Source organism: Bradyrhizobium sp. R2.2-H (assembly GCF_004346455.1).
GTDB classification, from domain to species: domain Bacteria; phylum Pseudomonadota; class Alphaproteobacteria; order Rhizobiales; family Xanthobacteraceae; genus Bradyrhizobium; species Bradyrhizobium diversitatis.
In genome coordinates this window covers 238,294-263,273 of sequence record NZ_SMBR01000007.1, presented here as the reverse complement: position 1 = coordinate 263,273, position 24,980 = coordinate 238,294, and the positions used below count along the sequence as shown (strand labels likewise).

The following is a 24,980-nucleotide window of genomic DNA, read 5'->3' as shown; positions in this document are numbered from 1 at the left end:
CTACCCCCCTCCCTGACCCTCCCCCACAAGGGGGGAGGGAACGGAGAGAGTCTTTGTACGACTACTCACAACCCTCACGAGCTCAATCCCCCCGCAAGCGTCGGCACCTCCAGCGGCTTGAAGCCGTAGTGGCTCAGCCAGCGGACGTCGCTGTCGAACAGCTGGCGCAGGTCGGCGATGCCGTATTTCAGCATGGCGATGCGGTCGATGCCCATGCCCCAGGCGAAGCCCTGGTACTCGTCGGGATCGATGCCGCAGGCGCGCAGCACGTTCGGATGCACCATGCCGCAGCCGAGAATCTCGAGCCAGTCCTCGCCTTCGCCGAAGCGGATCTCGCCCTTGTCGCGGCGGCACTGGATGTCGACTTCCAGCGACGGCTCTGTGAACGGGAAGAAGGAGGGGCGGAAGCGCATGTTGATGTGGTCGACCTCGAAGAACGCCTTGCAGAACTCGTGCAGGATCCATTTGAGGTGGCCGAGATGCGAGGTCTTGTCGATGACGAGGCCTTCGACCTGGTGGAATTGCGGCGTGTGGGTCGCGTCCGAATCGATGCGGTAGGTGCGGCCCGGGCAGATCACGCGGATCGGCGGCTTCTGGCTCAGCATGGTGCGCACCTGCACCGGCGAGGTGTGGGTCCGCAGCAGCATGCGCGAGCCGTCCTCCTTCGGATGGAAGAAGAAGGTGTCGTGCATTTCGCGCGCGGGATGGCCTTCCGGGAAATTCAGCTTGGTGAAGTTGTAGTCGTCGGACTCGATATCGGGACCTTCGGCGACCGAGAATCCCATGTCGGCGAAGATCGTGGTCAGCTCGTCCCAGACCTGGCTCAGCGGATGGATCCGGCCGGCCTCGACCGGTGCGTCGCTCAGCGGCAGGGTGACGTCGAGGGTCTCGGAGGCGAGTCGCGCATCGAGCGCGACCGACTTCAGCAGGTCGCGCCGGGCGGCGAGCGCCTCGGTGACCTTGTCCTTCGCCTGGTTGATCGCAGCACCTTGCGTCTTGCGCTCATCCGGCGACATCTTGCCGAGCGTGGCGAGGAGCGCCGAGATCGAGCCCTTCTTGCCGAGGGCTGCGACGCGCACGGCTTCAAGAGCGGCTTCATCGCCGGCGGCGGCGATCTGGTCGAGGATGGACGTTTCGAGCGTTGCGAGGTCGGACACAGGCAAATCCTTGGCTCTAAATTCGGCTGGGTTGTCGCCGCCCGAAGGCCGTAACGTCAAGCAAAAAGCCGGTCATTTCGGGCTTGCGGCCGGCCGGGTTGAACGCTGCGCGGGGACCCGGCACCAATGGGGGTATGAGGAGAGTCTTGCGATGCTTTCGAGATCCTGTCTGGTCGGTCTGGCCCTGCTTGTGTTGGAAGGTGCTTTGAGTGGCGCGGCCTACGCCGAGGAATGCCCGGCCAAATCGACGTCGATGGACGACGTCATCGCAGTCCTCAATGCGGCGCCTGGCTGCGGCCCTGCCATGAAGCTGTTCGAGGCCTGCGCATATGGCGCCAGCGGCGACGTACAGTTCGGTGAAGTGGTCGAGAAGAAATGCGAAGCTGATTTCGTCGGCCAGCAGAAGCCGCCGCAGAAGCTCAGCTATCAGCGCGAGTTGCAGGCGTGCGATCGCAAGTACCGGAACAAGTCCGGCACCATGTATATTTCGGCGACAGCATTCTGCCGGGCGGAGGTCGCCCAGCGCTACTCGCAACAAGCTTTGAAGGCTGCGGGCCAAAAGGCCCGCTAGCGCAGGCCTCAGGCGGCGAGCGCAGCCTTGGCCTTCTCGGCGATCGCCTGGAACGCGGCGGGCTCGCTGATCGCGAGATCCGACAGCACCTTGCGGTCCACGGTGATCCCGGACTTGGCCATGCCGTCGATAAATCGGCTGTAGGTCAGGCCGAACGGACGGACGGCTGCGTTGATGCGCTGGATCCAGAGCGCGCGGAACGTCCGCTTCTTACGCTTGCGATCGCGGAAGGCGTATTGCATCGCCTTCTCGACCGCCGGCTTGGCGGCGCGGATGGTGTTCTTGCGGCGGCCATAGAAGCCCTTGGCGGCCTTGTAGACTTTCTTGTGCTTGGCGTGGGCGGTCACACCGCGTTTGACGCGAGACATGACAAAATTCCTTCAGAGATGACTTGGTTTTCGGATCGCCGCGCGAAGGCGGCGCGAGGTGGCAGTGATCGTGGACGCGATCAGGCGTTCGGCAAGAAGTACTTCTTGACGTTGTCGCCGTCGGTCTTGAACAGGACGCGGGTGCCGCGGAGCTGACGGATCTGCTTCTTCGTCCGCTTGATCATGCCGTGACGCTTGCCGCGCTGGGCGTGCATCACTTTGCCGGTGGCAGTCACCTTGAAGCGCTTTTTAGCGCCCGATTTGGTCTTCAGCTTGGGCATTTGGCTCTCCTATGGCCACAACAGAAATCCGCCCGTGAAGGCGGCTGGCCGTCTAAATTGCTCGTTAGAGCGTTGATTGTGCTCAGGTTTTGCGAACGAGCGCGAAACCCGCACGAAACACCGCCACGGCAGCCCTTAATCAGCCGGGCGATGAAGGCTGGGCTTATGACAGAGCGGGAGCCAAATGGCAACGATGAACCGGCGGAACAGGCGCGGAGACTATCCGGTGTTGCCACCCTCATGTCCCCAGCCGTGTCGCCCGGAGCAGGACCAAAATGGCCCATTTGTCCCAATCGCCTTCGTCTTTGACTGGTTTCGTCCGCCCGCGTCATCTGGCGGTGTTTGCCGCGCTCGCGGCCGCCATGCTGCCGTCGTCTGCCGATGCCCGAATCGGCGGCTATGACGGCATCTGGAACGTCACCTTCGCCACCACGAGGGGCAGTTGCAGCTCAGGCTACAGCGTCCCCTTCACCGTGACGGGCAGCCGCGTCTCGTCCGCCGGCGGCGGCCGGGTCTCGGGCAAGGTCAACCGCTCCGGCGCTGTGGCTGTCCACGTCTCGGTCGGCGCCTCCCATGCCAGCGGCGGCGGCCGGCTCGCCGGCATGAACGGCGCCGGCTCGTGGAGAGGTGTCATCTCCGGCGACCCGTGCAGCGGCACCTGGCAGGCGACGCGGACGTAGCTGGCGCAACGGCGGTGGTCGGCTCCCTCCCTCGCCTGCGGGGGAGGGTGCAGCAGCGTCCGCGGCTTGCACCTCGCCACAACAAAACGGCCCGCCGGAGATCCGGACGGGCCGTTGAAAACTCAGTCCTGAGCCAAAGCGCTTCGCGTCAGCGCGGCGCCAGCACCATGACGACCTGGCGGCCTTCGAACCGCGCGTCCTGCTCGACCTTGGCGAGCTCGGCGACGTCGGTCTTGATCTTGTCCAGCAGCTTGGTGCCGATCTCCTGGTGCGCCATTTCACGGCCACGATAGCGCAACGTGATCTTGACCTTGTCGCCCTCTTCGAAGAATCGCTGCATCGCGCGCATCTTCACGTCGTAATCATGGTCGTCGATCATCGGGCGGAGCTTGATCTCCTTGATCTCGACGGTCTTCTGCCGCTTGCGGGCTTCCGCGGCTTTCTTCTGAGCGGAATACTTGTACTTCCCGTAGTCCATGATCTTGCAGACGGGAGGGCTGGCATTCGGCGAAATCTCGACCAGATCCATGCCGGCTTCCTGAGCCATCCGGATGGCGACGACGGTCTCGACCGTGCCTTTGTTGTCACCGGTCTGGTCGATCAGCTGGATCTGCGCATTGCGGATATCATCATTGATGCGCGGCCCGTCTTTGCTGGCAGCGGGCGGAGCTTTATTAGGACGGCGAATGGGTGGTTCTCCAAAGTTGTGAAAGAAGCGGCTATCTTGAAGGAAGATGCGTTTGCCGGCAAGCAAGTCGCTCATGCGGCGTGCGAAAAACCCTCAAATGCGAGGCATTTTGGTCACGCCTGAGCACGCAGACGACATAGACACCTTGCTTCTGTTCCGCAAGCGTCCCAAAGGGCGGCCAATGCAGCCATCGGGTCGCATCGTGGGACGCGCCCGGACAGCTCAAACCGCACAGCCAGAGTAAATGTTCCATGACCGATATAATTCCTGATGCCATGCTCGACTTCACCGATGTAGGCGAGGGCCCGTCCGCACGCAGGATCGCGGTACGCAGTCGGCGCGGACAGGGGCCCGGACTGGTCTGGCTGGGCGGATTCAACTCGGACATGCAGGGCAGCAAGGCCTTGGCGCTGGACGCCTTCGCCCGGGATCACAGCCGCGCGATGGTCCGGTTCGACTATTCCGGCCACGGCGAGTCCGGCGGCGACTTCACTGACGGAACCATCGGGCGCTGGCTGGAGGAGAGCGTTGCGGTGTTCGAGCGGTTTTGCGATGGCCCGCAAGTCCTGATCGGCTCATCCATGGGCGGCTGGATCGCGCTGCTGCTCGCACGCGAGATCAAGAAGCGTCCCGGCAAGGCGTCGCTGGCCGGCCTCGTCCTGATCGCGCCCGCGCCCGATTTCACCGAGGAGCTGATGTGGAAGAATTTTCCGCCCGCGGTGAAGAAGGAGATCGAGACCAAGGGTGTCTGGATGCGGCCGTCGGAATACGGCGACGGCTCGCCCTATCCGATCACGCGGAACCTGATCGAGGAGGGCCGCAACCACCTCGTGCTTGGCAGCGCCATCGATCTCGGCTGTCCCGTCCGAATCCTGCAAGGCGCGAAAGATCCCGATGTGCCGTGGCAGCACGCGTTCGCGCTGACGCACCGCCTTCCGGCCGATGACGTCGTGCTGACCATGATCCAGGACGGCGACCACCGCCTCTCCCGCCCGCAGGACATCGCGCGCATTCTTGCGGCGGTGGCGGAGATCGGGTGATGTTGTAATACTCGCTGTCATTGCCCGCCTAGTGCGCAATTGCGCACAGGGGCGGGCAATCCAGTATTCCAGAAACGGCAGAGATAGAGCCGAGAAGTCACGGCGTACTGGATGCCTAGGTCGAGCCGGGGCATGACAGAGAACGGGGAAGGAGCAACGCCAATGACCACCACCGCCATGCTGCGCGCCTTCTGCGACGCGGTCGAGCAGCGCAACGGCCGCGCCTTCGCCAAACTGTTCACCGAGGACGGCGTCTATCACGACGTGTTCTACGGCGCCTTCGAAGGCCGCGAAAAAATCGCCGCGATGATCGACGACTGGTTCTACCGCACGGCGACCGATTTCCGCTGGGACATGCATGATCCCGTCAGCGACGGCACCACGCTCTATGCGCGCTACACCTTCAGCTATCGTTCGACCCTGCCGGAAGCGAACGGCGCGCGGGCGATGTTCGAGGGCGTGGCGATCATGGCGCTGAAGGACGGCAGGATCGCGAGCTATCACGAGGTCGCCAACACCGCGCCGGCGTTCGTCGATCTGAAGTTCGCGCCGGAGCGCATCGCGAAGATCGTCGCCAGGCAGGGCGCCGAGCTCAAGGCGCGGCCGGAGATGCAGCGGCATATCACCTGACCGTCATTCCGGGGCGCGCGAAGCACGAACCCGGAATCCATTTCGCCTTTTGGCCTGCGGTCCGATGGATTCCGGGTCTGCGCCTGACGGCGCATCCCGGAATGACGACCGGAGAGAGGCGCACGCTCCTACCGCTTCGACGGATTCGCCATCGGCTTGCGCTGCGCCAGTGCGGCGACCGTGGCGGTGCCGATCGGGCCCTGCTCGTCGTAGAGCCAGCATTCGCCGATCGCGACGCCGTCGGTGGCGTGGTGGTTCACGACTTCGAAGCCGATCCATTCCGTGACCGGCAGGCGGTGCAGATAGATTGTGACGTCGCTGTTGATGTAGCCGAGCCCCTTGTCGCCGGCATTGGCAAACGGGCTGGCGAAATCGGCGCCGGTTGCGACATGGACGAACGGTGTCATCGGCACGCCCGCAACGAGCTCGCGCACCTCGCTCATCCACAGCCGGCGCGGCCCGAGCGAGCCCATCTGGCCGACGATCGGCCGCGTCGTCCATTTGCCGTTCATGCCGAGCCTGGGATCCGTGGGCTTGGGAATGTCGGCCGGCTTCGGCGCGTCCCAGTTCGGCGGCGACCAGACATTGCCATCAGGATTCTGCGTCTTGCGCAGCAGCTGGCACGAGGCGCGCGCCATGCTGACGCCGCCGGAGACGAACTCCGCTTCCACCACGCGGATGCGTAGTCCATCGCGCACCAGCCGCGTCGTCACTTCAATCGGCTTGTCGATGGTCGGCAGCCGAAACATGTCGACGGTGAGCCGCGCCGGCACGAACTCGGGCCCGGAATGGCGTTCCTCGATGGCGAAGCCGAGCAGGCCGATGATGACGCGCCCGTGCAGCGACTTCGGATCCCAGGGGCCATTGGCAACTTCCGTCGGGTGGAATGTCTCGCCGTCGCGGGTGAAGAAGGGCATGTTTGTCATGACGCGCGAGATTGCTGGAACGCGCGGGGAAATCAAGATGTTCAATCCTCATGGTGAGGAGGCGCGAAGCGCCGTCTCGAACCATGCAGGCCGCGCTGCGGCAGCTCGGCCTCTATCCTTCGAGACGCCGCTCGCGCGGCTCCTCAGGATGAGGGTCAGAGAGCGGCTTTCCACTCTTCGCGAATGCTCTCGTCGGGCTCGCGATCGAGAGCATGCAGCTTCATCGCCTGAAACTCTTCCCGTGCCACCAATTGCTCGAGCGCCCACACCGCAGCCCCGCGCACCATCGGGCTCGCATCACCCAGCAACCGCCGCGCCTCCTCCGCCAGCGCCGCCTCGCCCGAGTTGCCGATCGCAATCAGCACGTTGCGCAAGAAGCGGTCGCGGCCGATGCGCTTGACCGGCGACTTCGTGAACAGCGCGCGAAACGCCGCGTCGTCGAGCCGTGCGAGCTCAGCGAGAGAAGGCGCGCGCAATTCGTCGCGCGTCGCGAGCCTGGCCTCGCGCCCTTCCTGCGCGAACTTGTTCCAGGGGCACGCGGCGAGGCAATCGTCGCAGCCATAGATGCGATTGCCGATGGCTTTGCGAAATTCGCGCGGGATCGGTCCCTTGTTCTCGATGGTGAGATACGAGATGCAGCGTCGCGCATCGAGCTTGTAGGGCGCGGGGAACGCCGCGGTCGGGCAGATGTCGAGACAGGCCCGGCACGAGCCGCAATGATCGATCTCGGCGGCATCGCGCGGCAGCTCCAGCGTGGTGTAGATCGCGCCGAGAAAAAGCCACGAGCCGAACTCGCGCGAGACCAGGTTGGTGTGCTTGCCCTGCCAGCCCAGATGCGCCGCCTGCGCCAGCGGCTTCTCCATCACCGCCGCGGTGTCGACGAAGACTTTCACGTCCGACGGCGCGGTCGCGACCAGCCAGCGCGCCAGCGACTTCAGGCGCTTCTTGATGAGGTCGTGATAGTCGTCGCCCTGCGCATAGACCGAGATCGCAGCGCGCGTCGGCTGCTCGAGGATCGTCAGCGGATCGGAGTCGGGACCGTAATTGACGCCGAGCATGATCACGCTGCGCACGTCCTGCCACAGCCCGCGCGGATCGACGCGGCGCTCCGGCTGAGCTGCGAGCCAGTCCATGTCGCCATGGCCGCCCGATGCGATGAATTCGAGGAAGTGTTTGCCGGCAGTCTCGATCGTGCCCGGCGCGGTGATGCCGATGCAGTCGAAGCCAAGCGCGCGCGCCTGCTCCTCGAGTGCGGAACGCAGCCCATCCATGTCGGGGGCAGATTTGATCACCGTCGGATCCACGCTCGTCATGGCCGGGCCTGTCCCGGCCATCCACGTCCTTGCGTCGCGCTCATGATAAAAGAAGGAACGTGGATGCCCGGGACGAGCCCGGGCATGACGATCCTCATCAGAAATCCAGGTCCACGTAGGTCCGCGACGCCGGCACGCCGGCCAGCCATTCGCTGAGCAGCGGACGGAACGACGGGCGGGATTTCACCCGCGCGTACCACGCCTTTGCTGCGTCGTCCTCGCTCCATGGCACGTCGCCCAGATAGTCGATCGCCGAGAGATGCGCCGCGGCGGCGAGATCCGCGTAGCTGAGCCGGTCGCCGGCGAGGAAATTGCGCGTCTGCGCCAGCCAGCCGATATAGGCCAGATGATAGCGCACATTGGCCTTCGCCGCGCGCATCACGTCGGCCGAAGGCGGGCCGCCGCCATTCTCCTCGCTCATGAAGCGCTTGTAGATGCGCTCGGTGACGAGCGGGTGCGAGACTTCCTCGAAGAACTTCTCGTTGAACCAGGCCATCAGCCGGCGCACCTCGACGCGTTCGCCGATCGTCTGCGGCATCAGGCGTTTCGGGCCCATCTCGGCACCATAGGCCTCGTCGACATATTCGGCGATGATGGCCGCGCCGGGAATCGGCGGCTGTTCCTCGTCCACCAACACCGGCGTGGTGCCGGCCGCATTGAGAAGCAGAAACGCCTCGCGCCGCTCCCAGCTGCGCTCTTCGACCAGCTTCAGATCGAGCCCGTATTCGCCCGCGATCAGGCGGATGAAGCGCGAATGCGGGCAGAAGGGATGATGAAACAGCGTAAACATGAAGCCTTTGACTATTTGATGGTGCTTAAGAATCCATCAATGTTTGTGCGGCGCCACACTAGTCCCTCAAAACCGCGAGGCAAGGTCGTGATCGCGCATTTTGCGATTGCGGCATGGGAACGAATAGGCGAGAAGAGCCCCGCTTTTCCAGCCGAAATGGACCGTAAATATGTCAGATGTAATACGGGCAGTGATCCTCGGCATCATCGAGGGTGTGACCGAGTTCCTTCCCGTATCCTCGACCGGTCACCTCCTGCTCGCGGAGCGCTTCTTTCATCTCGGCGAAGGCGCCTTCTGGGATTCGTTTACCGTTCTGATCCAGCTGGGCGCGATCCTCGCGATCGTCGGGCTGTATTTCCGGAAGCTCTGGGATGTCGTGATCGGCTTCTTCTCCGGCGATGCGGATGCGCGCCGTTTCGTGATCGGCGTGCTGGTGGCGTTTCTGCCCGCCGTGGTCGTCGGCCTCGTCGCCGGCAAGTACATCAAGAGCCTGCTGTTCAATCCCTGGGTCATCTGCTTCACGCTGATCGTCGGCGGCGCCATCCTGCTCTGGGTCGACAAGCTCGATCTCAAGCCGCGCGAGCATGACGCCACCAGGTTTCCGCTGCTGATGTATCTCTATATCGGCATCGCGCAGTGCGTGGCGATGATCCCCGGCGTGTCGCGCTCCGGCGCCAGCATCGTCGCGGCGATGCTGCTCGGGGCCGACAAGCGCGCGGCGGCGGAGTTCTCGTTCTTCCTCGCCATTCCCACCATGATCGGTGCGTTCGCCTACGATTTCTACAAGAGCCGCGCCGAGATGACGATGGACCACATGGGCATCGTCGCGATCGGATTCGTGGTGTCGTTCATCACCGCCATCATCGTGGTGAAGACGTTCCTGACCTACGTCACCCGGCACGGCTTCGTGGTGTTCGCCTGGTGGCGCGTCATCGTCGGCACGCTCGGCCTGATCGCGCTGGCGCTGGGGCAGTAGGAGCTGCTGAAGTTTTGAAGCCAACTCCGGCGAGGCTGCGCTCCCTCTCCCGCAAGCAAGCGGGAGAGTGAAAGAGAGAGCTCACACGCTCATGCGCTGGAACTGACCGGCGGCGCGGAAGCGCCAGAGATATTGCGGGGCGATCGCTTCCAGCGAATCGGGGGTGATGCCGAGGCCTTCCAGCGTCAGGCCGGCCACCTTCGCCGCCTCCGATACGACGTTGTCGCGCTCGAGCAGTGTGACCTGGTCCGGTGTCAGCTTGAACGCGCCCGGCGCGAATTGCAGCAAGGCGGCCTGGAAGCGGGCGAGGCCGAACGGCAGCGGGATCAGCATCCGCTTGCGGTCGGTGATCTCCAGAATGGTCTCGATGATCTCGCGCATGGTCAGCACTTCCGGCCCGCCGAGCTCGTAAGCAGCGCCCGCCTTGGCCTTGCCGTCGACGGCATCCGCGATCGCAGTGGCGACGTCGCCGACATAGACCGGCTGCATCCGGGTCGTCTCGCCGATCAGCGGCAGCACCGGCGACATCCGGGCCAGCGCGGCAAAGCGGTTGGTGAACTGGTCCTCGGGGCCGAACATCACGGAGGGGCGGAAGATCGTGGCGGAGGGAACCGCGCCCAGAACCGCGGCTTCGCCCGCCGCCTTGGCCCTGGCATAGCGCGAGGGCGATTCCGCGTCGGCGCCGATCGCCGAGACATGCACCAGGCCGGCATCGACCGCGGCCGCCGCCTTGGCGACGGTTTCGGCGCCCTTGGCCTGGACGGCGTCAAAGGTCTGCGCGCCGCCTTCGGTGAGGACGCCGACGAGGTTGATGGCGACATGCGAATCACGCAGCGCCGCCTCGACCGAGGCCGGATAGCGCAGATTCGCCTGCACGGTGTGGACCTGACCGACCTTGCCGGAGGGCTGCAGGTATCCGGCGAGTTCCGGCCGCCGTACCGCAACCCGGACCCGGTAATCCCTCTTGCACAGGGCCCGGACGACGTTCCGGCCCAAAAACCCCGATCCGCCGAAAACCGTGACGAGCGTGTCCAGATTCGATGCCATGGGGGTGTCCGTTCCTGCGGAAAAGAGTGCGTCTTGTCAGGCTTTTATCGAGCCGGTTTGCGATGCGCAATCGGCATCCCGAACCGGGCCTCACGCATGAATTGACAACGGCGTCACCGAACCGTAGTAACCGCCTCCGTGCCCCAAACGGCATGCCCAGGTGGTGGAATTGGTAGACGCGCTGGCTTCAGGTGCCAGTGGCTTAACGGCCGTGAAGGTTCGAGTCCTTTCCTGGGCACCATGCTTTTCTGGATCGCAAACAAATCCAGATAGATAAGCCCTTTCCGAATGTTGCGTTGGCATCGGGGCCATGAGCCGAGAAAGTGCAATGCGCTGTGGCTTGGGATCGTGTGCTTTGGGCTTGTGCCTCTTGATCGGTGCGTGTGCTTTTGCGAACGCCGCCGCAAGAGGGCATCACAAGCTGCGACCTGTCATCGTTCGGCCGGGCCAGGCCACGGCTCCAGTCTATGTCACTCCGAATGGTGTGCGCATCTATCGCGACGACTCCGTTCCCGGCGGTCTGCGGACCGACCACGACGACCCTCCCGCCTATGACGATCCCTCCAAGTTCGGTGGCGGCTGATCTGGGAGCCGGACTGCTGTTGCGGCAAGGTACCCTTCACACGACCTGCTTCCCCATCCGCTCCGCCACCGCCTTCTGCACGAAATACATCATCACCAGCGTGACGATCGTCGTCGCGACGACGACGTAGCCGATCCGGTCGAAATGGACCAGCGAGCCGTCGGGCGCCTGCGCGATGATCGCGCCGGCGAGCACCGAGCCGAGACCGCCGGAGAGCTGCTGCAGCGAGGCGCTGACCGCGCTGAACGAGCCGCGCTGGCTCGCGTCGGGGATCGCCGACATCAGCGCCTGCGACGGGATCATCCGCGAGAAGATGCCGACGAACATCAGGACGTTGACGAGGATCGCGGTCGCCAGCGAGACGTGGCCGAGATGTGTGTAGATCAGCACCATGACCACGGTCATCGCGCAGCCGAACACGAAGGTCGGATATTTGCCGAACGCATCGCTGGCCCGTCCGACCAGCGGCCCCGTGACGATGCTGAACAGGCCGGAGACGAGATAGATCGTCGGCAGATGCGTGATGTCGATGCCGAGATTGTGCACGGTGTAGGCGCTGGAGAACGGCATCAGCATGTAGCCGCCCGTCGCCAGCAGCGTCGTGACGGCGAAGGCCAGCGTATAGCGCGGCTCACCGATCGTCGCGATCAGATGGTGGAACGGGTTCCTGTCCTGCTTCAGCTTCAGATGCGCATCGACCGGCTCCATCACGAGGGCGATGATTGCGATCGCTGCGATCGACACCACGACGATCGCCGCGAAGCAGACATGCCAATTCCAGTGATTGGCGAGAAACAGTCCGGCCGGAATGCCGAGCACCTGGCTCGCGGCGAACGCCGTCTGGAGGAAGCCCATGACGCGGCCGCGCAGGTGCAGCGGAAACAGGTCGGTGACGATGGCGAGCACGACCGCGCCGATCACGCCGCCGAACAATCCGGTCACGATCCGGCCGAGCAGCAGCACATGGTAGGTCTGCGCGGCCGCGCAGAGCGCAGTGCCGAGCGTGAAACCGACATAGAAGAACAGCAGCAGCCGCTTGCGATCGAAGCGATCGGCGAAGCCGGCGGCGAGAATCCCCGATAGTCCCGCACTGAACGCGTAGGCCGACACCGCGATGCCGAACTGCCCCGCCGTGATGCCGAGCGAGGGCATCAGGATGGCGCCGAGCGGCGACATGATGATGAAGTCGAGAATGATCGTGAACTGCGTGAACGTCAGCAGCGCGATGAGGAGCGCCTGGTAGCGCGAGAAGCCGCGCTGGCGTTTCCCGTGGTCGTCGATCGGCGCGGCGAGCGTCTGTTCGGTCATTGGCACTTCATTCGTCGTGAGCGGGCGGAGAGGCCGGCAACAAATAGGGTGTGCCGGGGCGAATTGCAGCGGGCCGGCCTGAAGACCTGCCCTGCCGGAAAGAGCGGCGGCCCATCATTTCGCGCGCCGTGGAGGGTGTGAATCACCTTGATTGTGCCGCGGCTGATCGAGCGCCGCAGCGCCCAGCATGCAGGAGAGTGCAGGACCAGCCGATCCCTCCAATCCCGACTAAGGGATCGCCGATCTGCACGCCATCGCCGCGATCTGACCGCCCGTCAGGCCACGGCTGCCGCTTGCGTGGCCTCTCGCCAGTGGCTACATCGCGGTCCATCCGTTTAGCCTACGATATCGACGCACCGATTCGACCCGAGGTTTTGACACGCCATGACCGTACGTCTGCACCGCGGCGACCTGCCCGACCTGTCCCGCTACACCGGAGCGGTGGCGATCGACACCGAGACCATGGGGCTGAACCCGCACCGCGACCGGCTCTGCGTGGTGCAGCTCTCGCCCGGCGACGGCAGCGCCGACGTGGTGCAGATCCCCAGGGGGCACACCGATGCGCCGAACCTGAAGGCGCTCCTGGCCAATCCGGCCGTCACCAAGATCTTCCACTTCGCGCGGTTCGACATCGCGGTGCTGTACCAGACCTTCGGCGTCATGACCGGGCCGATCTATTGCACCAAGATCGCCTCCCGCCTGACCCGCACCTATACCGACCGCCATGGCCTCAAGGACCTCGTGCGCGAGGTGCTCAACATCGACCTCTCCAAGCAGCAGCAGTCGAGCGACTGGGGTTCCGACAGCCTGACCGAGCCGCAGCTCGCCTACGCCGCCTCCGACGTGCTGCATCTGCACGCCCTGCGCGAACGGCTCGATGCCATGCTGGTCCGGGAAGGCCGCAGCCAGCTGGCGCAGGCCTGTTTCGACTTCCTGCCGACCCGCGCCTTGCTGGACCTCCAGGGCTGGTCCGAAGAGGACATTTTCGCGCATTCCTGAGGCCCTGTGCGGCGGTTACCCTGAGGTTGCCGCCCCGTTTCGGACACTTTCGTAACGGCCTGTCGCCGGCTGCATATTTGGGCGGCGCCGGATACAATGGGGCCGCCCGTCGACCGGACGAGGCTAGCGATATTTCAGGAGCCCAGGACTTCAGGAGCCCAGGTGAATTCGGCCCAGAATCCCACCTACGACGCCGCGCTTGCGGCGAAGTTCGCCAGCGCGGCGCGCCACAGCCGCCTGGTGCGGATTCTGCGCATCGCGGTTCCGGGTGCGGTGCTGTTGTCCATGGCCGCCATCGTCGGCGTCTCGGTCTTCAATCCGTTCCGCATGCTGATGCCGAAGCTGCCGCTCGATTCCGGAAACATGGTGGTGTCGGGCACCAAGATCACGATGGAATCGCCGCATCTGTCCGGCTTCACTCCGGATCAGCGGCCCTACGAGCTCTGGGCCAAGACGGCGACGCAGGACATCACCGATCCCGATCATGTCGATCTGTCGGACCTGCGCGCGAAGGTACTGATGGAGGATCGATCGACGCTTTTCCTCGATGCCCGCACCGGCCGCTTCGACAACAAGCAGCAGCAGCTCGAGCTGCACAAAGATATCTTCCTGCGTACCTCGACCGGCTACGAGGCGCGGCTGAACTCGGCCTTCGTCGACATGGGCAAGGGCACGGTTTCCTCGGACGAGCGCGTCGACGTCACGCTGACCAATGGCACGCTGAGTGCGGATCGCCTGCGAATTATCGAGGGCGGTGAAGTCATCCGCTTCGAGGGCAATGTGGTGATGCATTTGGACAAGCTGGACGAGCAGCCCGCCGCCCAGCCTGCGCCGCCCGAACCGGCGCCGCCTGCGAAGCCGCGTACGCCTCAGAACAAGTCTGCCAATTCAAGATGATTTTCATGATGAACTGTTTTCCGCGCGACGCTGTCGCCAGCAAGGCCGCGCTCGCCGTCGGTCTCGCGCTGCTCGTCACGGGTGCGGCCCTTGCACAGAGCACGATGCAAGGTGTGCCCAACGCGATGCAGGGTTTTTCGCAGAATCGCGATCAGCCGATCCAGATCGAAGCCGCCTCCCTGGAGATGCGCGACAAGAAAAAGGAGGCGACCTTCGCCGGCAATGTGAAGGTCGTGCAGGGCGACACCACCATGACCTCGAAGACGCTGGTTGTGTTTTATGACTCGGGCGACAAGCCCGCCGCGCCGCAACCTGCGCCGAAGGGCACGAAATCGGCGCCGATGCAGTCGGCGACGCCGGGGCCGGGCGGCAGCTCCTCGATCAAGCGGCTGGAGGCGCGCGGCAATGTCGTGGTCACCCAGAAGGACCAGGTGGTAACCGGCGAGACCGCCGTGTTCGACACCAGGACCAACCTCATCACCATGCTCGGCGGCGCGGGCGGCCAGGTGGTTCTGACCCAGTGCAAGAACGTGCTGCGCGGCGACCGCCTGATGGTCGACATGACGACCGGGGTGTCCCGTGTCGAAGCCGACAACGGCCGGGTGCAGGCGCTGCTGCCGCAGGGCGGCAGCAACGATTGCGGCCAAGGGGGACAAGCGGGACAAGGGGCCAAACCCGGCGCGGGACCGCCCCTGCAATTGCCCGGCGCAAGTAAACAAAAGTAAATTCAATCACTTGTCTCGGATCCTCGCGATCCGAGGTTGAAGCTTGCCCGGCGAGACTGTATCTAGCGCGCAGGGCTTTCGAAGCGGGATCCGCCGCTTTTCGGGCGTGTTTCACTGGGCATGAGACATCCCTTCACTCATGCTGCCTCGGCGAATCGCAAGGCCGGTGCGGCAGATCGCGCGAATTCGCGCAGGATCGTCGCGAAAAGGCTAGAAGGCGGGGATGGTCGATCTCTTCAGCATGTTCCGTCGGCGCCCCGCCAAGCGCGGCCGGCCAGGATTTGCGCGTCAGGACATCACCGCGCTCGGCGGCCTCGTGGCCAGTCCCATCAGGGACGCGCAGCCGGTCGCCCGCGACCAGCCGATGCGCGCGCCGGACCAGTTCCGGGGTGACTACCAGGCCGACTATCAAGCCGAGCCGCCGCGTCCGCAGGCCGTTCACCCGGTCAGGGCCGCCGCGAGCTCCAACGGCGCGGGCGGCCCTCAGCTGCTGAACCGGCCCGGCTTCCTGGCTGTGCATAGCGTGGAAAAGAGTTTCGGCAGCCGTCAGGTCGTGCGCGGCGTCAGCATCTATGTGCGCCGGGGCGAAGCGGTCGGCCTGCTCGGGCCGAACGGCGCCGGCAAGACCACCGTGTTCTACATGATCACCGGCCTGATCAAGGCCGACCGCGGCGCGATCGAGCTCGACGGCCACGACGTCACTAAGCTCCCGATGTATCAGCGCGCGCGGCTCGGCATCGGCTATCTGCCGCAGGAGGCCTCGATCTTCCGCGGCCTCACCGTCGAGCAGAACATCCGCGCCGTGCTCGAAGTGGTCGAGCCCTCGCGCAAGAAGCGCGAGCAGCAGCTCGATTCGCTGCTCGACGAATTCAACATCACGCGCCTGCGCAAATCGCCGTCGATCGCGCTGTCCGGCGGCGAGCGCCGCCGCGTCGAGATCGCGCGCGCGCTGGCGACGCGGCCGAACTACATGCTGCTCGACGAGCCTTTCGCCGGCATCGACCCGATCGCGGTCGGGGACATCCAGGACCTCGTGCGCCATCTCACCAACCGCGGCATCGGCGTGCTGATCACCGACCACAATGTCCGCGAGACGCTCGGCCTCACCGACCGTGCCTATATCGTCTATGCCGGGGAAATCTTGACTGAGGGAACCCCGGATGAGATCGTTGCCGATCCGGACGTGCGCCGCCTTTACCTTGGCGAGGAATTCCGCCTCTAGCCCTTTTTTGCGTTTCGTCAAGACGTGTACATCGGGCTCGGACTAGGATAAGCAAAAATCGGACCAATTTCTTGGGAACGGTTCTTGCTTCATGGCGCTCACGCAGAGATTAGAGTTCCGGCAGTCGCAGTCGCTGGTGATGACGCCGCAGCTGATGCAGGCGATCAAGCTGCTGCAATTGTCCAATCTCGATCTCACGACGTTCGTGGAAGAGGAGCTCGAGCGCAATCCGCTGCTGGAACGGGCCAGTGACGAGGGCCCGGCGGGGGAGGCTCCGGCCGAGGCCGGGAGTTACGGCGATTCCGACGGTCGAGGCGATGGTCAGGGTGAGGACGGCTTCGGCGGCGGCGCCGAGGGTTTCGAGCCGGGCCAGGAAGAATGGATGAGCAAGGATCTCGGCACTCGCGCCGAGATCGAGCAGACCCTGGATACGGGCCTGGACAACGTCTTCTCCGAGGAGCCCGCCGAGGCTGCGGCGCGCAACGCCCAGGACGCCGCGCCGACCACCTATACCGAATGGGGCGGCGGTGCCTCTGGGACCGAAGACTACAATCTCGAAGCTTTTGTCGCGGCCGAGACAACGTTGTCGGACCATCTCGCCGAGCAGCTCGCAGTCGCCTTCACCGCCCCCGCCCAGCGCATGATCGGCCAGTACCTGATCGACCTCGTCGACGAGGCCGGCTATCTGCCGGCCGATCTCGGCCAGGCCGCCGAGCGCCTCGGCGCATCGCAAGCCGACGTCGACGGCGTCCTCGCCGTGCTGCAGAAATTCGATCCGCCCGGCGTCTTCGCGCGCAATCTGAGCGAATGCCTGGCCATCCAGCTCCGCGAGCTCGACCGCTACGATCCGGCGATGCAGGCCCTGGTCGAGCATCTCGACCTGCTTGCCAGGCGCGACATCGTTGCCTTGCGCAAGATCTGCGGCGTCGACGACGAGGACATCGCCGATATGATCGGCGAGATCCGCCGCCTCAATCCCAAGCCCGGCATGAAGTTCGGCTCGGCGCGCCTGCAGACCATGGTGCCCGATGTCTATGTCCGTCCGGGTCCCGACGGCGGCTGGCATGTCGAGCTCAACAGCGACACCTTGCCGCGTGTGCTGGTCAACCAGACCTACTATTCCGAGCTGTCGAAGAAGGTCGGCAAGGACGGCGACAAGTCCTATTTCACCGACGCGCTTCAGAACGCGACCTGGCTCGTGCGCGCGCTCGACCAGCGCGCCCGCACCATCCTGAAAGTTGCAACCGAGATCGTGCGCCAGCAGGACGGCTTCTTCACCCATGGCGTGGCGCACCTGCGGCCGCTCAATCTGAAGGCCGTCGCCGATGCCATCCAGATGCATGAATCCACAGTGTCGCGCGTCACCGCCAACAAGTATATGGCGACCAATCGCGGCACGTTCGAGCTGAAATATTTCTTCACGGCCTCGATCGCCTCGGCCGACGGCGGCGAGGCGCATTCGGCCGAAGCCGTGCGTCACCACATCAAGCAGCTGATCGATTCGGAGGAGCCCTCCGCGATCCTGTCGGATGACACCATCGTGGAACGCTTGCGCGCTTCGGGCATTGATATTGCCCGCCGCACGGTCGCGAAGTACCGCGAAGCCATGCGCATACCCTCCTCGGTGCAACGCCGCCGCGACAAGCAGAGCGCTCTTGGTAACGTTCTCTCCACCGCATTGTCCGATCGCTCCCGCAACCCGGAGCCGGCCTGATTGCGCCGGCGCGGAATCGCGCTACTCTCGTCTTCCCTTCGAGACCGATCCAGACATGCGCATGATCCGGAAAGATGTGCAGCGGTTCTCCTCGCGACATACGCGGAACACGTTTGCGCGAAGATCGTGCGCAGGGAGCGACTTCAGCTGCGATGATTCGTCATCGCAACTGGGGCTACAAACCAAGCGAGGCATCCAATGACTCTCCGGATTTCGGGAAAGAGCATCAGCGTCGGCGACGCCCTGCGCGGCCGCGTCGCCGACCGCACCGACGAGGTGCTGCGCAAATATTTCGACGGCAACTATTCCGGTCACATCACCTTGAGCAAGGACGGTTTCGGTTTCCGCACCGATTGCGCCCTGCATCTCGATTCGGGAATCACGCTGGAGGCCGATTCGAACGCACCGGATGCCTATGCCAGCGCCGACCAGGCGCTGCTGATGATCGAGAAGCGGCTGCGGCGCTACAAGAACCGGCTCAAGGACCGCTCCGCGCGCAAGGCCCATGTCGCCTCCGAAGCGATGGCTGCGCTCGACGCCACGGCTTACGTGCTGGAAGCGCCCGGAGAGGGCGAAGAGGAAGTCACCGGCTACAGTCCGGTCATTATCGCGGAGCAAACCACGGCGCTGAAGCGGCTCTCGGTCAGCGAAGCGGTCATGGAACTCGACCTCAGCGGGGCGCCCTGCATGGTATTCCAGCATGGCTCGTCAGGCCGGGTGAACATCATTTACCGCCGCGCGGACGGCAATGTGGGCTGGATTGACCCGCCGGGAACGAAAGTGGACGGCCAGTCGCAGGGCTAGGCCCGGGATTTGGGCACCGTACCATCCCGGCCCTTAACATTGACAGTGGCAAAGCCACACGCGGGAGTTGGCACCGGGATTGCGTTGGAGTAGAAGCCCCCCACATCTCGACCGGGGCTAAGTGCGCCTCCTGCTTCATGTTATTGACGCCGGCTCAGCTTGGTCTATCAAGTTGGCCAAATCGGAACCTGACGGTTTAATTCACCTCGGAAACCCTCCATGCCGATTACCGATCTGGTCGCACCCGAGGCGATTCTCCCGGCATTGAAGGTCAACAGCAAGAAGCAGGCCTTGCAGGAGCTCGCAGCCAAGGCCGCCGAGCTGACCGGGCAGAACGAGCGCGCGGTGTTCGAGGTGCTGCTGCAGCGAGAGAAGCTTGGCACCACCGCCGTCGGTTACGGCGTCGCCATTCCGCACGGCAAGCTGCCCAAGCTGGAAAAGATCTTCGGCCTGTTCGCGCGCCTCGACCGCCCGATCGATTTCGAGGCGATGGACGGTCAGCCGGTCGATCTCGTCTTCCTGCTGCTCGCGCCCGAAGGTGCCGGCGCCGATCACCTCAAGGCGCTCGCCCGCATCGCCCGCCTGCTCCGCGACCAGGACATCGCCAAGAAGCTCCGCGCCTCGCGCGACGCCGAGGCGATCTATTCGGTGCTGGCCCTGCCGCCGGCGACCGCGGCTTAGGGCGCGCTCCCGGGCGTGCTGGGTCAGCCGCCCCGGTTGAAACTGAAACCCAACGCCCGAGGCAACCCGTCCGCGAACGCGGTCGCGCTGCGCGGTAAGCAATTATTAACCGTGCCTCGGGAAGGTCGCTCATGACCAGCCTGCACACCGCGGCGGATTCCGAGGCATACGACAGCGCGATCTGGAAAGCGCGCGGGGTCGGCGTGGAGACGCTTGCCAGAAACGTGATCCGCATGTCGATCACCGTCAACGTGATCGCGTCGATGGGCGTCTTCAATCCCGCGCTGCTTCGCGCAGAGTGGAGCTATGTGCAACAGGCCGTAGCGCTCTTGATGTGGATCATCCTGATCTACGCCAGTGCCTTCGTACGTCCGCGCGTGCGCGTGCAGTGCAATCCCGATCTCATCGCGCTGGTCGCATTCTATGCTCTTGCCGTCGTTTCCGTTCTCTGGACCAGCCTCGCCAGTGCGGCGTTCATGAAGAGCGCGGCACTCGCGGTGACGACTTTCGGTGCGTACTGCCTCATCACGCGTATCGACATCGACGAGATCGTCGGGTCGACGGCGCTGGGGCTCTTCATCCTAGTCGCGGCCTCGGCCTTGTGCGCGGTGTTCGTGCCCGAGATCGGCGTGGACCAGAGCTGGATGCACAATGGCCAGTGGCAAGGAATCTATGAATCGAAGCAGACGCTCGGCTTCATCAGCGCATATCTGATGTTCTTTGCCTGCTATCGGAAGATGACGGGGCAGGGATGGATCGCCTTCCTCGCGATGTTCCTGTTGGCATCGACCTGCGTTATCGCCTCGGAATCGCGTGGCGCCGGCGCCGTTGCCGTTGCCGCGGGAGCACTGCTCTTTACCTCGATGTGGTCGATCCGCTGCATGAGAGTCTACGCGGTGCTGCCGTTCGTCATGTGCATCCTGGCCGCCCTGCTGATCCTGTATTTCTACGTGACGGGGTACGATTCCATCCATCTCGGCGAAACAACGATCAATTTGACCGAGCGGACCTTCATCTGGCAGTACGCCATCAGCCATTTCAACGATGCGCCGCTGCTGGGCTTCGGCATCAACGGATTCTGGACGCGCCCTGCGATTTACGACTATTTCAACCAGAACCATGGCTGGGTGCTCGACAACTATCACAGCGGCTACATCGCGGTGGCGATCGAAACGGGATTCCTGGGATATCTGCTGTTCACCGCCAGCGTTTATCTGTTTTCAGAGAAGGTCCAGTATTTGATCTCCACCCGGTCGATCGATCGCGGCCATTGCGCTCTCATCATCGGATTCGTCGTCCTGAGTTTCCAATCGAATTTTACGGAGACGATGTTTCTCCGCTCGACGATGTTCACGTCGGTGCTTCTGGTCGCATTCTTCTTTGCGGTGTGCAGGCCGGTGCCGCAGCAATCCCTGCAGTGATGAAGGAGGAACGGATGAAGGCGATCTGCGCTCGCCGGCCGCTGGCGTTCGGTCTCGTTCTGGCGATCGCCGTCCTCGCAATCGGATCCCGGGCCGACGCAGCCGGCCAGGGCACCGCGCCGTCCTCCTCGAAATTGGGACGCGGCATCAACATCCTCGGTTACGACGGCATCTGGGAGGGAGGCCGGAACGCGCCATTTCGGCTGGATAACCTCACTGCGATCAGGCGCGCCGGATTCTCGCATGTTCGCATCAATTTCTTCGGCTTCAAGTTCATGGGCCCGGGGAATCTGCTGGATGAAACGGTGTTGAGGCGGCTTGATGCGGTCATCGAGGAGGTGCTCGCCCGAAAGCTCATCCCCATCCTGGACGAGCACGATACCCATGTCTGCCAGCGCGATGTCTCCGAGTGCACCGGGAAGCTGAAAGCGTTCTGGAGGCAGATCGCCGAGCGCTATGCCGGAAAGTATCCGAGGCTTGTCTTCGAGGTCCTCAACGAGCCGGGCGGGCAGATGACCTCCGCCGCTTGGAACACCCTGCTGAACGAGTGTCTCGGCATCATCCGCGCCACCAACCCCACGCGGACCGTCATTGCCGCCGTTCTCAACGTCGACGAGATACCGGTCGAGGACCTGTCCCTGCCGTCGGATGACAGAAACCTGATCGTGACGTTTCACTATTACGCCCCGTTACGCTTCACCCATCAGGGCGCGCCGTGGTCCGAAACGTTTTCGCGGGTGGGGCCGCTCGATTGGGGCACGCCGGAGGACGAAGCAAAGGCGCACGCCGATTTCGAGAAGGTGCGCATCTGGTCGGAACGGGAGAGACGTCCGATCTATCTCGGCGAGTTCGGCGTCTACGAGGCCGCCCCCGCCGAAGCCCGGACGCGATATCTGTCGTTCATGGCGCGGAGCGCGGAGCGGCTCGGCTGGGCGTGGGCCTATTGGCAGTTCGACCACGATTTCGCGGCCTTCGACAGCACCCGCCAAGCCTGGAAGCCGGACATCATGCGGGCGCTGATCCCGGCGGCGCGGTGAGGCGGGAAGCGCTCGCGAGGTGAGCGACGCGCACGATCGTGCCGCACGCCGTCATCGCTCTGACGATACGAAGCTTCTTCGCTCCAAACGAAACCGGCATCGAAGGCGTGCCGGCTCAAAACCCAACTCTGCAACGTGCGTGCTCTGTGCGCGCCCGCCGCTTGCACTCGCCGCTCGTGCGCTTCAGCAGACCGTCGGCAGCAGGCGCCGGACTTCGTCGAGCAGTTCGGGAATCGCCGTCCTGTCACCGGCGAGGTGCCTCAGCAACGCGCTCTGGAATAGGCCGTCGAACAGCGCATAGAGCGCGGCTGGCGACGACGCCGGCCGCTTGCCGGCGAACTCGGCATGGCGAGAGGCAATGCGCCAGATCATCGCTTCCAGGCTCTTGTCGATTTCGAGCACATCCTTGCGAAATGCCGCCTCGAACATCGCTTGCGCGCGCAAATCGTACCAAAGCCGGTGCATGCGGGCTTCGTTCTGCAGCGTTGCGGCGAGCTTGGCGAGAAAGCCCTCCGTCAATTCGTCGCGGCTCGTTGCCGTCGCGACGACCTCGTCATAGCGCGTCACGCACTTCGCCTTGTAGTGGCGAACGCAGCAGCATATCAGGTCGAGCTTGTCGCTGAAATAATAGTGAAACACGCCGTGCGTGAACGCCGAGTTCTGCGCGATCTCGCGCAGGCTGGTCCGGGCGAAGCCGAGCTCTCCGAGCGTTTCGAGCGCGGCCTCGGCAAGCTCGATGCGCCGCGCGTTGAACTTGTCGTCCCGCACGATCTCCGCCACGGCCTCTCGCTTCGCCGCTCCTGTCGCTTGCCGCGCCATTGTCGCGCTGTCTCCCGTCTCTAGGTCGCCGCGATCACATCGGCCGTCGTCTACAGACCATCCTCTTTGACAACTGTCAAATTTTTGCCTTGACAACTGTCAAGTTCCGGGAGGAGTGTGCACGCCAAGAAATTTGGACAGTCGTCAAGACGCTCGCAAATGGAGGAAACGCACCCGCCGGCGCCGCGTCGCCGGAACGGATTCGCATGCCGCTGCGCAGGCCGCGCCGGCACGGTGCCGGCGATCGCAGCACGCACCATCATCAGCGAACAGATCAGTCCAACAGATCAGTCCAAGCAAAGGGAGGACGTGCGATGAGTGAGAAGAGTCTTGACGGCCGCAAAGCCCTGGTCACCGGCGGAGCCCGCGGGATAGGCGCCGCCATTGCAGAAGCACTGGCGCGTTCCGGTGCGGCGGTCATGATCGGCGACATTCTCGATGACGTCGGCAAGGACAGCGCCGGCCAGATCGCCAGGCTCGGTGTGAAGACCGGCTTCGTGCATCTCGATGTCGCCGACGATGCGCAGTGGGAGAAAGCCACCGCTGCAACGATTGCCACGCTCGGCGGCTACGACATCCTCATCAACAATGCCGGCATCGAGATCACGTCGCTGGTCAGCGAGATCAGAGCCGAGGACGCGCGGCGGATGTGCGACGTCAACATCGTCGGCACCGTGCTCGGCATGAAGCACGCCTTCCGCGCGATGCGGCCGGGCGGAGCGGCGGACAAAGGCGGCGCGGTCGTCAACATCGCCTCCGTCGCGGCGACGATCGCCTTCCCGAGCATCGCGGTCTATTCCGGCACGAAATCCGCGGTCGATCGCATGACGCGGGTCGCTGCGATGGAGGCCGGCAAGCTCGGCTATGGCGTGCGCGTCAACTGCATCTATCCCGGCTTGATCCCGACCGACATGGGCCTGCAGCTGGCCAACGACATCGTGAAAATCGGTCTCGCGCCCGACGTCAACGCCGCGGTCGGCTCGGTGGTGGAGCAGACGCCGCTCGGCAAGCTCGCGGAGGTCGGCGACATCGCCAACGCCGCGGTGTTCCTGTGCTCGAACGAGGCGCGCTTCATCACCGGCATCGGACTGCCGGTCGATGGCGGCATGGGAATGTGAGCTGCAAGCCTGATAACGACCATTCGGAGGAACGACAATGAGCGCGAAGAAGCCCGTCATCGTCTATGGCGCGTCCGGCTACACCGGCCGGCTGGTCTGCGAATACCTGCGCGAGTACAACATCCCCTTCATCGCCGCCGGCCGCAGCGCGGACAAGCTCGACGCCGCAATGAAGGCGAACGTGGCCGGCATCGAGACCGCCGACTACGAGGTGGTGGAGGTGCCGCACACCGTGAGCGCCCTGACGGAGCTGTTCAACGGCGCCTCGGTGGTGCTCAACACCGTGGGTCCCTTCGCCAGGTTCGGAGGCGAGGTTGTGCAGGCCTGTTGGGCCTCCCGATGCCACTACACCGACACCACAGGCGAGCAGGACTGGCTGATCACGCTCGAGCAGGAGTGGGGCACGAAGTTCGCCAATGCCGGCCTGCTGCTCGCGCCGGGCATCGCGCAGATGTACACCACCGGCGAGATCGCGGCGCAGCTGTGCCTGGAGACGCCCGGCCTCGACACGCTCGATATCGCCGTGTTCTGGGGCGGCAGCCCGACCATCGCCTCGACGCAGACCATCCTGGTCAACGCCGCGATGGCAAAGGCCTATTATCTGGAGCAGAACAAGTATGTCGAGCACCAGGTGGATGCCGGCCTCACCAGCCTCGCCATCCCCGGCCAGCATGAGCTCGCGCTGGCGCTGCCTTGGGGCGGCACCTCGCACCCGGTGTGGTTCAAGCGCGATCCGCGCGTGGCCAACGTGAAGGTGCTGGGTGGCGTGTTCAACCGCGCGCTGATGCTGGGCGTGCCGCAGATCGTCGCCGCCGCGCTGGACGCGACCAAGGACATGAACCCCGACGACCGCTACGCCGCGTTGGCGCAGACCGCCGCCGGTGTCATGAACACCATGCCGCCGCGGGAGAACCCGCGCGTCAACAAGTCGCTGGATTCGGTGCATGCCTCCGGCCCGCTCGGGCGCGCGCATTGCGTCATCAACGGCAACAGCAATTACAAGCAGACCGGCCTGCTGCAGGCCTATGCCGCTGCGCACCTGCTGCAGCAGCCGCCCAAGCGCGTGGGCTTCGCCTCCGGCTGCCAGGCCTTCGGTCACCACGAGCTGCTCGGCCAGCTGCGCAGCTTCGGGCTGGTCAGCAAACCGATCCTCACCGTGCACGACTGAGCAGGATCGCGGGTGGC

26 protein-coding genes and 1 tRNA gene are annotated in these 24,980 nt (G+C 64.3%); 17 read left to right on the top strand and 10 right to left on the bottom strand.

What is annotated here, in order from left to right; all coding sequences use genetic code 11:
• Window positions 1-74: 74 nt before the first annotated feature.
• On the bottom strand, window positions 75-1,157 hold the full coding sequence (pheS, locus tag EDE08_RS19985; protein ID WP_131870557.1) for a phenylalanine--tRNA ligase subunit alpha: 1,083 nt from the start codon (window positions 1,155-1,157) through the stop codon (window positions 75-77).
• A gap of 31 nt (window positions 1,158-1,188) precedes the next feature.
• Here pheS and EDE08_RS19980 point away from each other — a divergent pair, with 31 nt between their 5' ends.
• Window positions 1,189-1,728, top strand: a complete 540-nt coding sequence (locus EDE08_RS19980; protein ID WP_349627685.1) for a hypothetical protein — start codon at window positions 1,189-1,191, stop codon at window positions 1,726-1,728.
• An 8-nt stretch (window positions 1,729-1,736) separates the two neighbouring features.
• On the opposite strand, the gene rplT is transcribed toward EDE08_RS19980, so the two are convergent.
• Both rplT and rpmI read right to left on the bottom strand, forming a co-directional pair.
• Window positions 1,737-2,096, bottom strand: a complete 360-nt coding sequence (gene rplT / locus EDE08_RS19975) for a 50S ribosomal protein L20 (RefSeq protein ID WP_028179126.1) — start codon at window positions 2,094-2,096, stop codon at window positions 1,737-1,739.
• Window positions 2,097-2,176: 80 nt separating this feature from the next.
• Entirely contained in the window at window positions 2,177-2,377 is a 201-nt protein-coding gene (gene rpmI / locus EDE08_RS19970; RefSeq protein WP_008539890.1) for a 50S ribosomal protein L35, read from the bottom strand.
• Between the two features lie 275 nt (window positions 2,378-2,652).
• Between rpmI and EDE08_RS19965 the strand changes: the two genes are divergently transcribed.
• On the top strand, window positions 2,653-3,057 hold the full coding sequence (locus tag EDE08_RS19965; protein WP_131870556.1) for a hypothetical protein: 405 nt from the start codon (window positions 2,653-2,655) through the stop codon (window positions 3,055-3,057).
• Window positions 3,058-3,205: 148 nt separating this feature from the next.
• Here the strand turns inward: EDE08_RS19965 and infC are convergent, their stop codons facing one another.
• The gene (gene infC, locus EDE08_RS19960; RefSeq protein WP_080659921.1) at window positions 3,206-3,745 is read right to left on the bottom strand and encodes a translation initiation factor IF-3; all 540 of its coding nucleotides are present in this window, start codon (window positions 3,743-3,745) and stop codon (window positions 3,206-3,208) included.
• 251 nt (window positions 3,746-3,996) lie between these two features.
• On the opposite strand from infC, the gene EDE08_RS19955 reads away from it, so the two are divergent.
• Together EDE08_RS19955 and EDE08_RS19950 are read left to right on the top strand one after the other, a co-directional pair.
• Window positions 3,997-4,785 carry an alpha/beta hydrolase gene (locus EDE08_RS19955; protein ID WP_131870555.1) on the top strand — a complete coding sequence of 263 codons (789 nt, stop codon included), beginning with the start codon at window positions 3,997-3,999 and terminating at the stop codon, window positions 4,783-4,785.
• A 162-nt stretch (window positions 4,786-4,947) separates the two neighbouring features.
• Window positions 4,948-5,415 (top strand): nuclear transport factor 2 family protein, encoded by a 468-nt coding sequence (locus EDE08_RS19950; RefSeq protein ID WP_131870554.1) that lies wholly within the window; start codon window positions 4,948-4,950, stop codon window positions 5,413-5,415.
• A 128-nt stretch (window positions 5,416-5,543) separates the two neighbouring features.
• On the opposite strand, the gene EDE08_RS19945 is transcribed toward EDE08_RS19950, so the two are convergent.
• The 3 genes from EDE08_RS19945 to EDE08_RS19935 form a co-directional block, all read right to left on the bottom strand.
• On the bottom strand, window positions 5,544-6,341 hold the full coding sequence (locus EDE08_RS19945; RefSeq protein ID WP_131870553.1) for an acyl-CoA thioesterase domain-containing protein: 798 nt from the start codon (window positions 6,339-6,341) through the stop codon (window positions 5,544-5,546).
• 155 nt (window positions 6,342-6,496) lie between these two features.
• Window positions 6,497-7,654 carry a tRNA epoxyqueuosine(34) reductase QueG gene (gene queG / locus EDE08_RS19940; protein ID WP_245524828.1) on the bottom strand — a complete coding sequence of 386 codons (1,158 nt, stop codon included), beginning with the start codon at window positions 7,652-7,654 and terminating at the stop codon, window positions 6,497-6,499.
• 97 nt (window positions 7,655-7,751) lie between these two features.
• Window positions 7,752-8,444, bottom strand: coding sequence for a glutathione S-transferase family protein (locus EDE08_RS19935; RefSeq protein ID WP_131870551.1), 693 nt, complete (start codon window positions 8,442-8,444; stop codon window positions 7,752-7,754).
• 169 nt (window positions 8,445-8,613) lie between these two features.
• Between EDE08_RS19935 and EDE08_RS19930 the strand changes: the two genes are divergently transcribed.
• Window positions 8,614-9,420 carry an undecaprenyl-diphosphate phosphatase gene (locus EDE08_RS19930; protein ID WP_131870550.1) on the top strand — a complete coding sequence of 269 codons (807 nt, stop codon included), beginning with the start codon at window positions 8,614-8,616 and terminating at the stop codon, window positions 9,418-9,420.
• Window positions 9,421-9,501: 81 nt separating this feature from the next.
• On the opposite strand, the gene EDE08_RS19925 is transcribed toward EDE08_RS19930, so the two are convergent.
• Window positions 9,502-10,467: a complex I NDUFA9 subunit family protein gene (locus tag EDE08_RS19925; RefSeq protein WP_131870549.1), complete on the bottom strand. Its 966-nt coding sequence runs from the start codon at window positions 10,465-10,467 to the stop codon at window positions 9,502-9,504.
• 154 nt (window positions 10,468-10,621) lie between these two features.
• Here EDE08_RS19925 and EDE08_RS19920 point away from each other — a divergent pair.
• A tRNA-Leu gene (locus EDE08_RS19920) sits at window positions 10,622-10,708 on the top strand.
• A 378-nt stretch (window positions 10,709-11,086) separates the two neighbouring features.
• On the opposite strand, the gene EDE08_RS19910 is transcribed toward EDE08_RS19920, so the two are convergent.
• Window positions 11,087-12,358, bottom strand: a complete 1,272-nt coding sequence (locus tag EDE08_RS19910; RefSeq protein ID WP_131870547.1) for an MFS transporter — start codon at window positions 12,356-12,358, stop codon at window positions 11,087-11,089.
• A gap of 384 nt (window positions 12,359-12,742) precedes the next feature.
• On the opposite strand from EDE08_RS19910, the gene EDE08_RS19905 reads away from it, so the two are divergent.
• The 9 genes from EDE08_RS19905 to EDE08_RS19865 all read left to right on the top strand — a co-directional run bounded on the left by EDE08_RS19905 (window position 12,743) and on the right by EDE08_RS19865 (window position 21,858).
• Window positions 12,743-13,357 carry a ribonuclease D gene (locus tag EDE08_RS19905; RefSeq protein ID WP_061879978.1) on the top strand — a complete coding sequence of 205 codons (615 nt, stop codon included), beginning with the start codon at window positions 12,743-12,745 and terminating at the stop codon, window positions 13,355-13,357.
• A gap of 162 nt (window positions 13,358-13,519) precedes the next feature.
• Window positions 13,520-14,254: an LPS export ABC transporter periplasmic protein LptC gene (gene lptC / locus EDE08_RS19900; RefSeq protein WP_131870546.1), complete on the top strand. Its 735-nt coding sequence runs from the start codon at window positions 13,520-13,522 to the stop codon at window positions 14,252-14,254.
• Window positions 14,251-14,979 carry an LptA/OstA family protein gene (locus tag EDE08_RS19895; protein ID WP_131870545.1) on the top strand — a complete coding sequence of 243 codons (729 nt, stop codon included), beginning with the start codon at window positions 14,251-14,253 and terminating at the stop codon, window positions 14,977-14,979. Before lptC ends, EDE08_RS19895 begins: the two co-directional genes overlap by 4 nt.
• Before the next feature lie 223 nt (window positions 14,980-15,202).
• Entirely contained in the window at window positions 15,203-16,201 is a 999-nt protein-coding gene (gene lptB / locus EDE08_RS19890; RefSeq protein WP_131870544.1) for an LPS export ABC transporter ATP-binding protein, read from the top strand.
• Window positions 16,202-16,292: 91 nt separating this feature from the next.
• Complete coding sequence (rpoN, locus tag EDE08_RS19885) at window positions 16,293-17,915, top strand: RNA polymerase factor sigma-54 (protein WP_131870543.1); 1,623 nt, start codon at window positions 16,293-16,295, stop codon at window positions 17,913-17,915.
• Between the two features lie 198 nt (window positions 17,916-18,113).
• Window positions 18,114-18,719: a ribosome hibernation-promoting factor, HPF/YfiA family gene (gene hpf, locus EDE08_RS19880; protein WP_131870542.1), complete on the top strand. Its 606-nt coding sequence runs from the start codon at window positions 18,114-18,116 to the stop codon at window positions 18,717-18,719.
• 219 nt (window positions 18,720-18,938) lie between these two features.
• On the top strand, window positions 18,939-19,400 hold the full coding sequence (gene ptsN, locus EDE08_RS19875) for a PTS IIA-like nitrogen regulatory protein PtsN (protein ID WP_061879972.1): 462 nt from the start codon (window positions 18,939-18,941) through the stop codon (window positions 19,398-19,400).
• A gap of 131 nt (window positions 19,401-19,531) precedes the next feature.
• Complete coding sequence (locus EDE08_RS19870) at window positions 19,532-20,821, top strand: O-antigen ligase family protein (RefSeq protein WP_131870541.1); 1,290 nt, start codon at window positions 19,532-19,534, stop codon at window positions 20,819-20,821.
• Window positions 20,822-20,835: 14 nt separating this feature from the next.
• Complete coding sequence (locus tag EDE08_RS19865; protein ID WP_131870540.1) at window positions 20,836-21,858, top strand: glycoside hydrolase family 5 protein; 1,023 nt, start codon at window positions 20,836-20,838, stop codon at window positions 21,856-21,858.
• Window positions 21,859-22,041: 183 nt separating this feature from the next.
• On the opposite strand, the gene EDE08_RS19860 is transcribed toward EDE08_RS19865, so the two are convergent.
• Window positions 22,042-22,677: a TetR/AcrR family transcriptional regulator gene (locus EDE08_RS19860; protein WP_131870539.1), complete on the bottom strand. Its 636-nt coding sequence runs from the start codon at window positions 22,675-22,677 to the stop codon at window positions 22,042-22,044.
• Window positions 22,678-22,991: 314 nt separating this feature from the next.
• On the opposite strand from EDE08_RS19860, the gene EDE08_RS19855 reads away from it, so the two are divergent.
• Together EDE08_RS19855 and EDE08_RS19850 are read left to right on the top strand one after the other, a co-directional pair.
• Complete coding sequence (locus EDE08_RS19855) at window positions 22,992-23,795, top strand: SDR family NAD(P)-dependent oxidoreductase (protein WP_131870537.1); 804 nt, start codon at window positions 22,992-22,994, stop codon at window positions 23,793-23,795.
• A gap of 37 nt (window positions 23,796-23,832) precedes the next feature.
• Entirely contained in the window at window positions 23,833-24,963 is a 1,131-nt protein-coding gene (locus EDE08_RS19850) for a DUF5938 domain-containing protein (protein ID WP_131870535.1), read from the top strand.
• Window positions 24,964-24,980 lie beyond the last annotated feature (17 nt).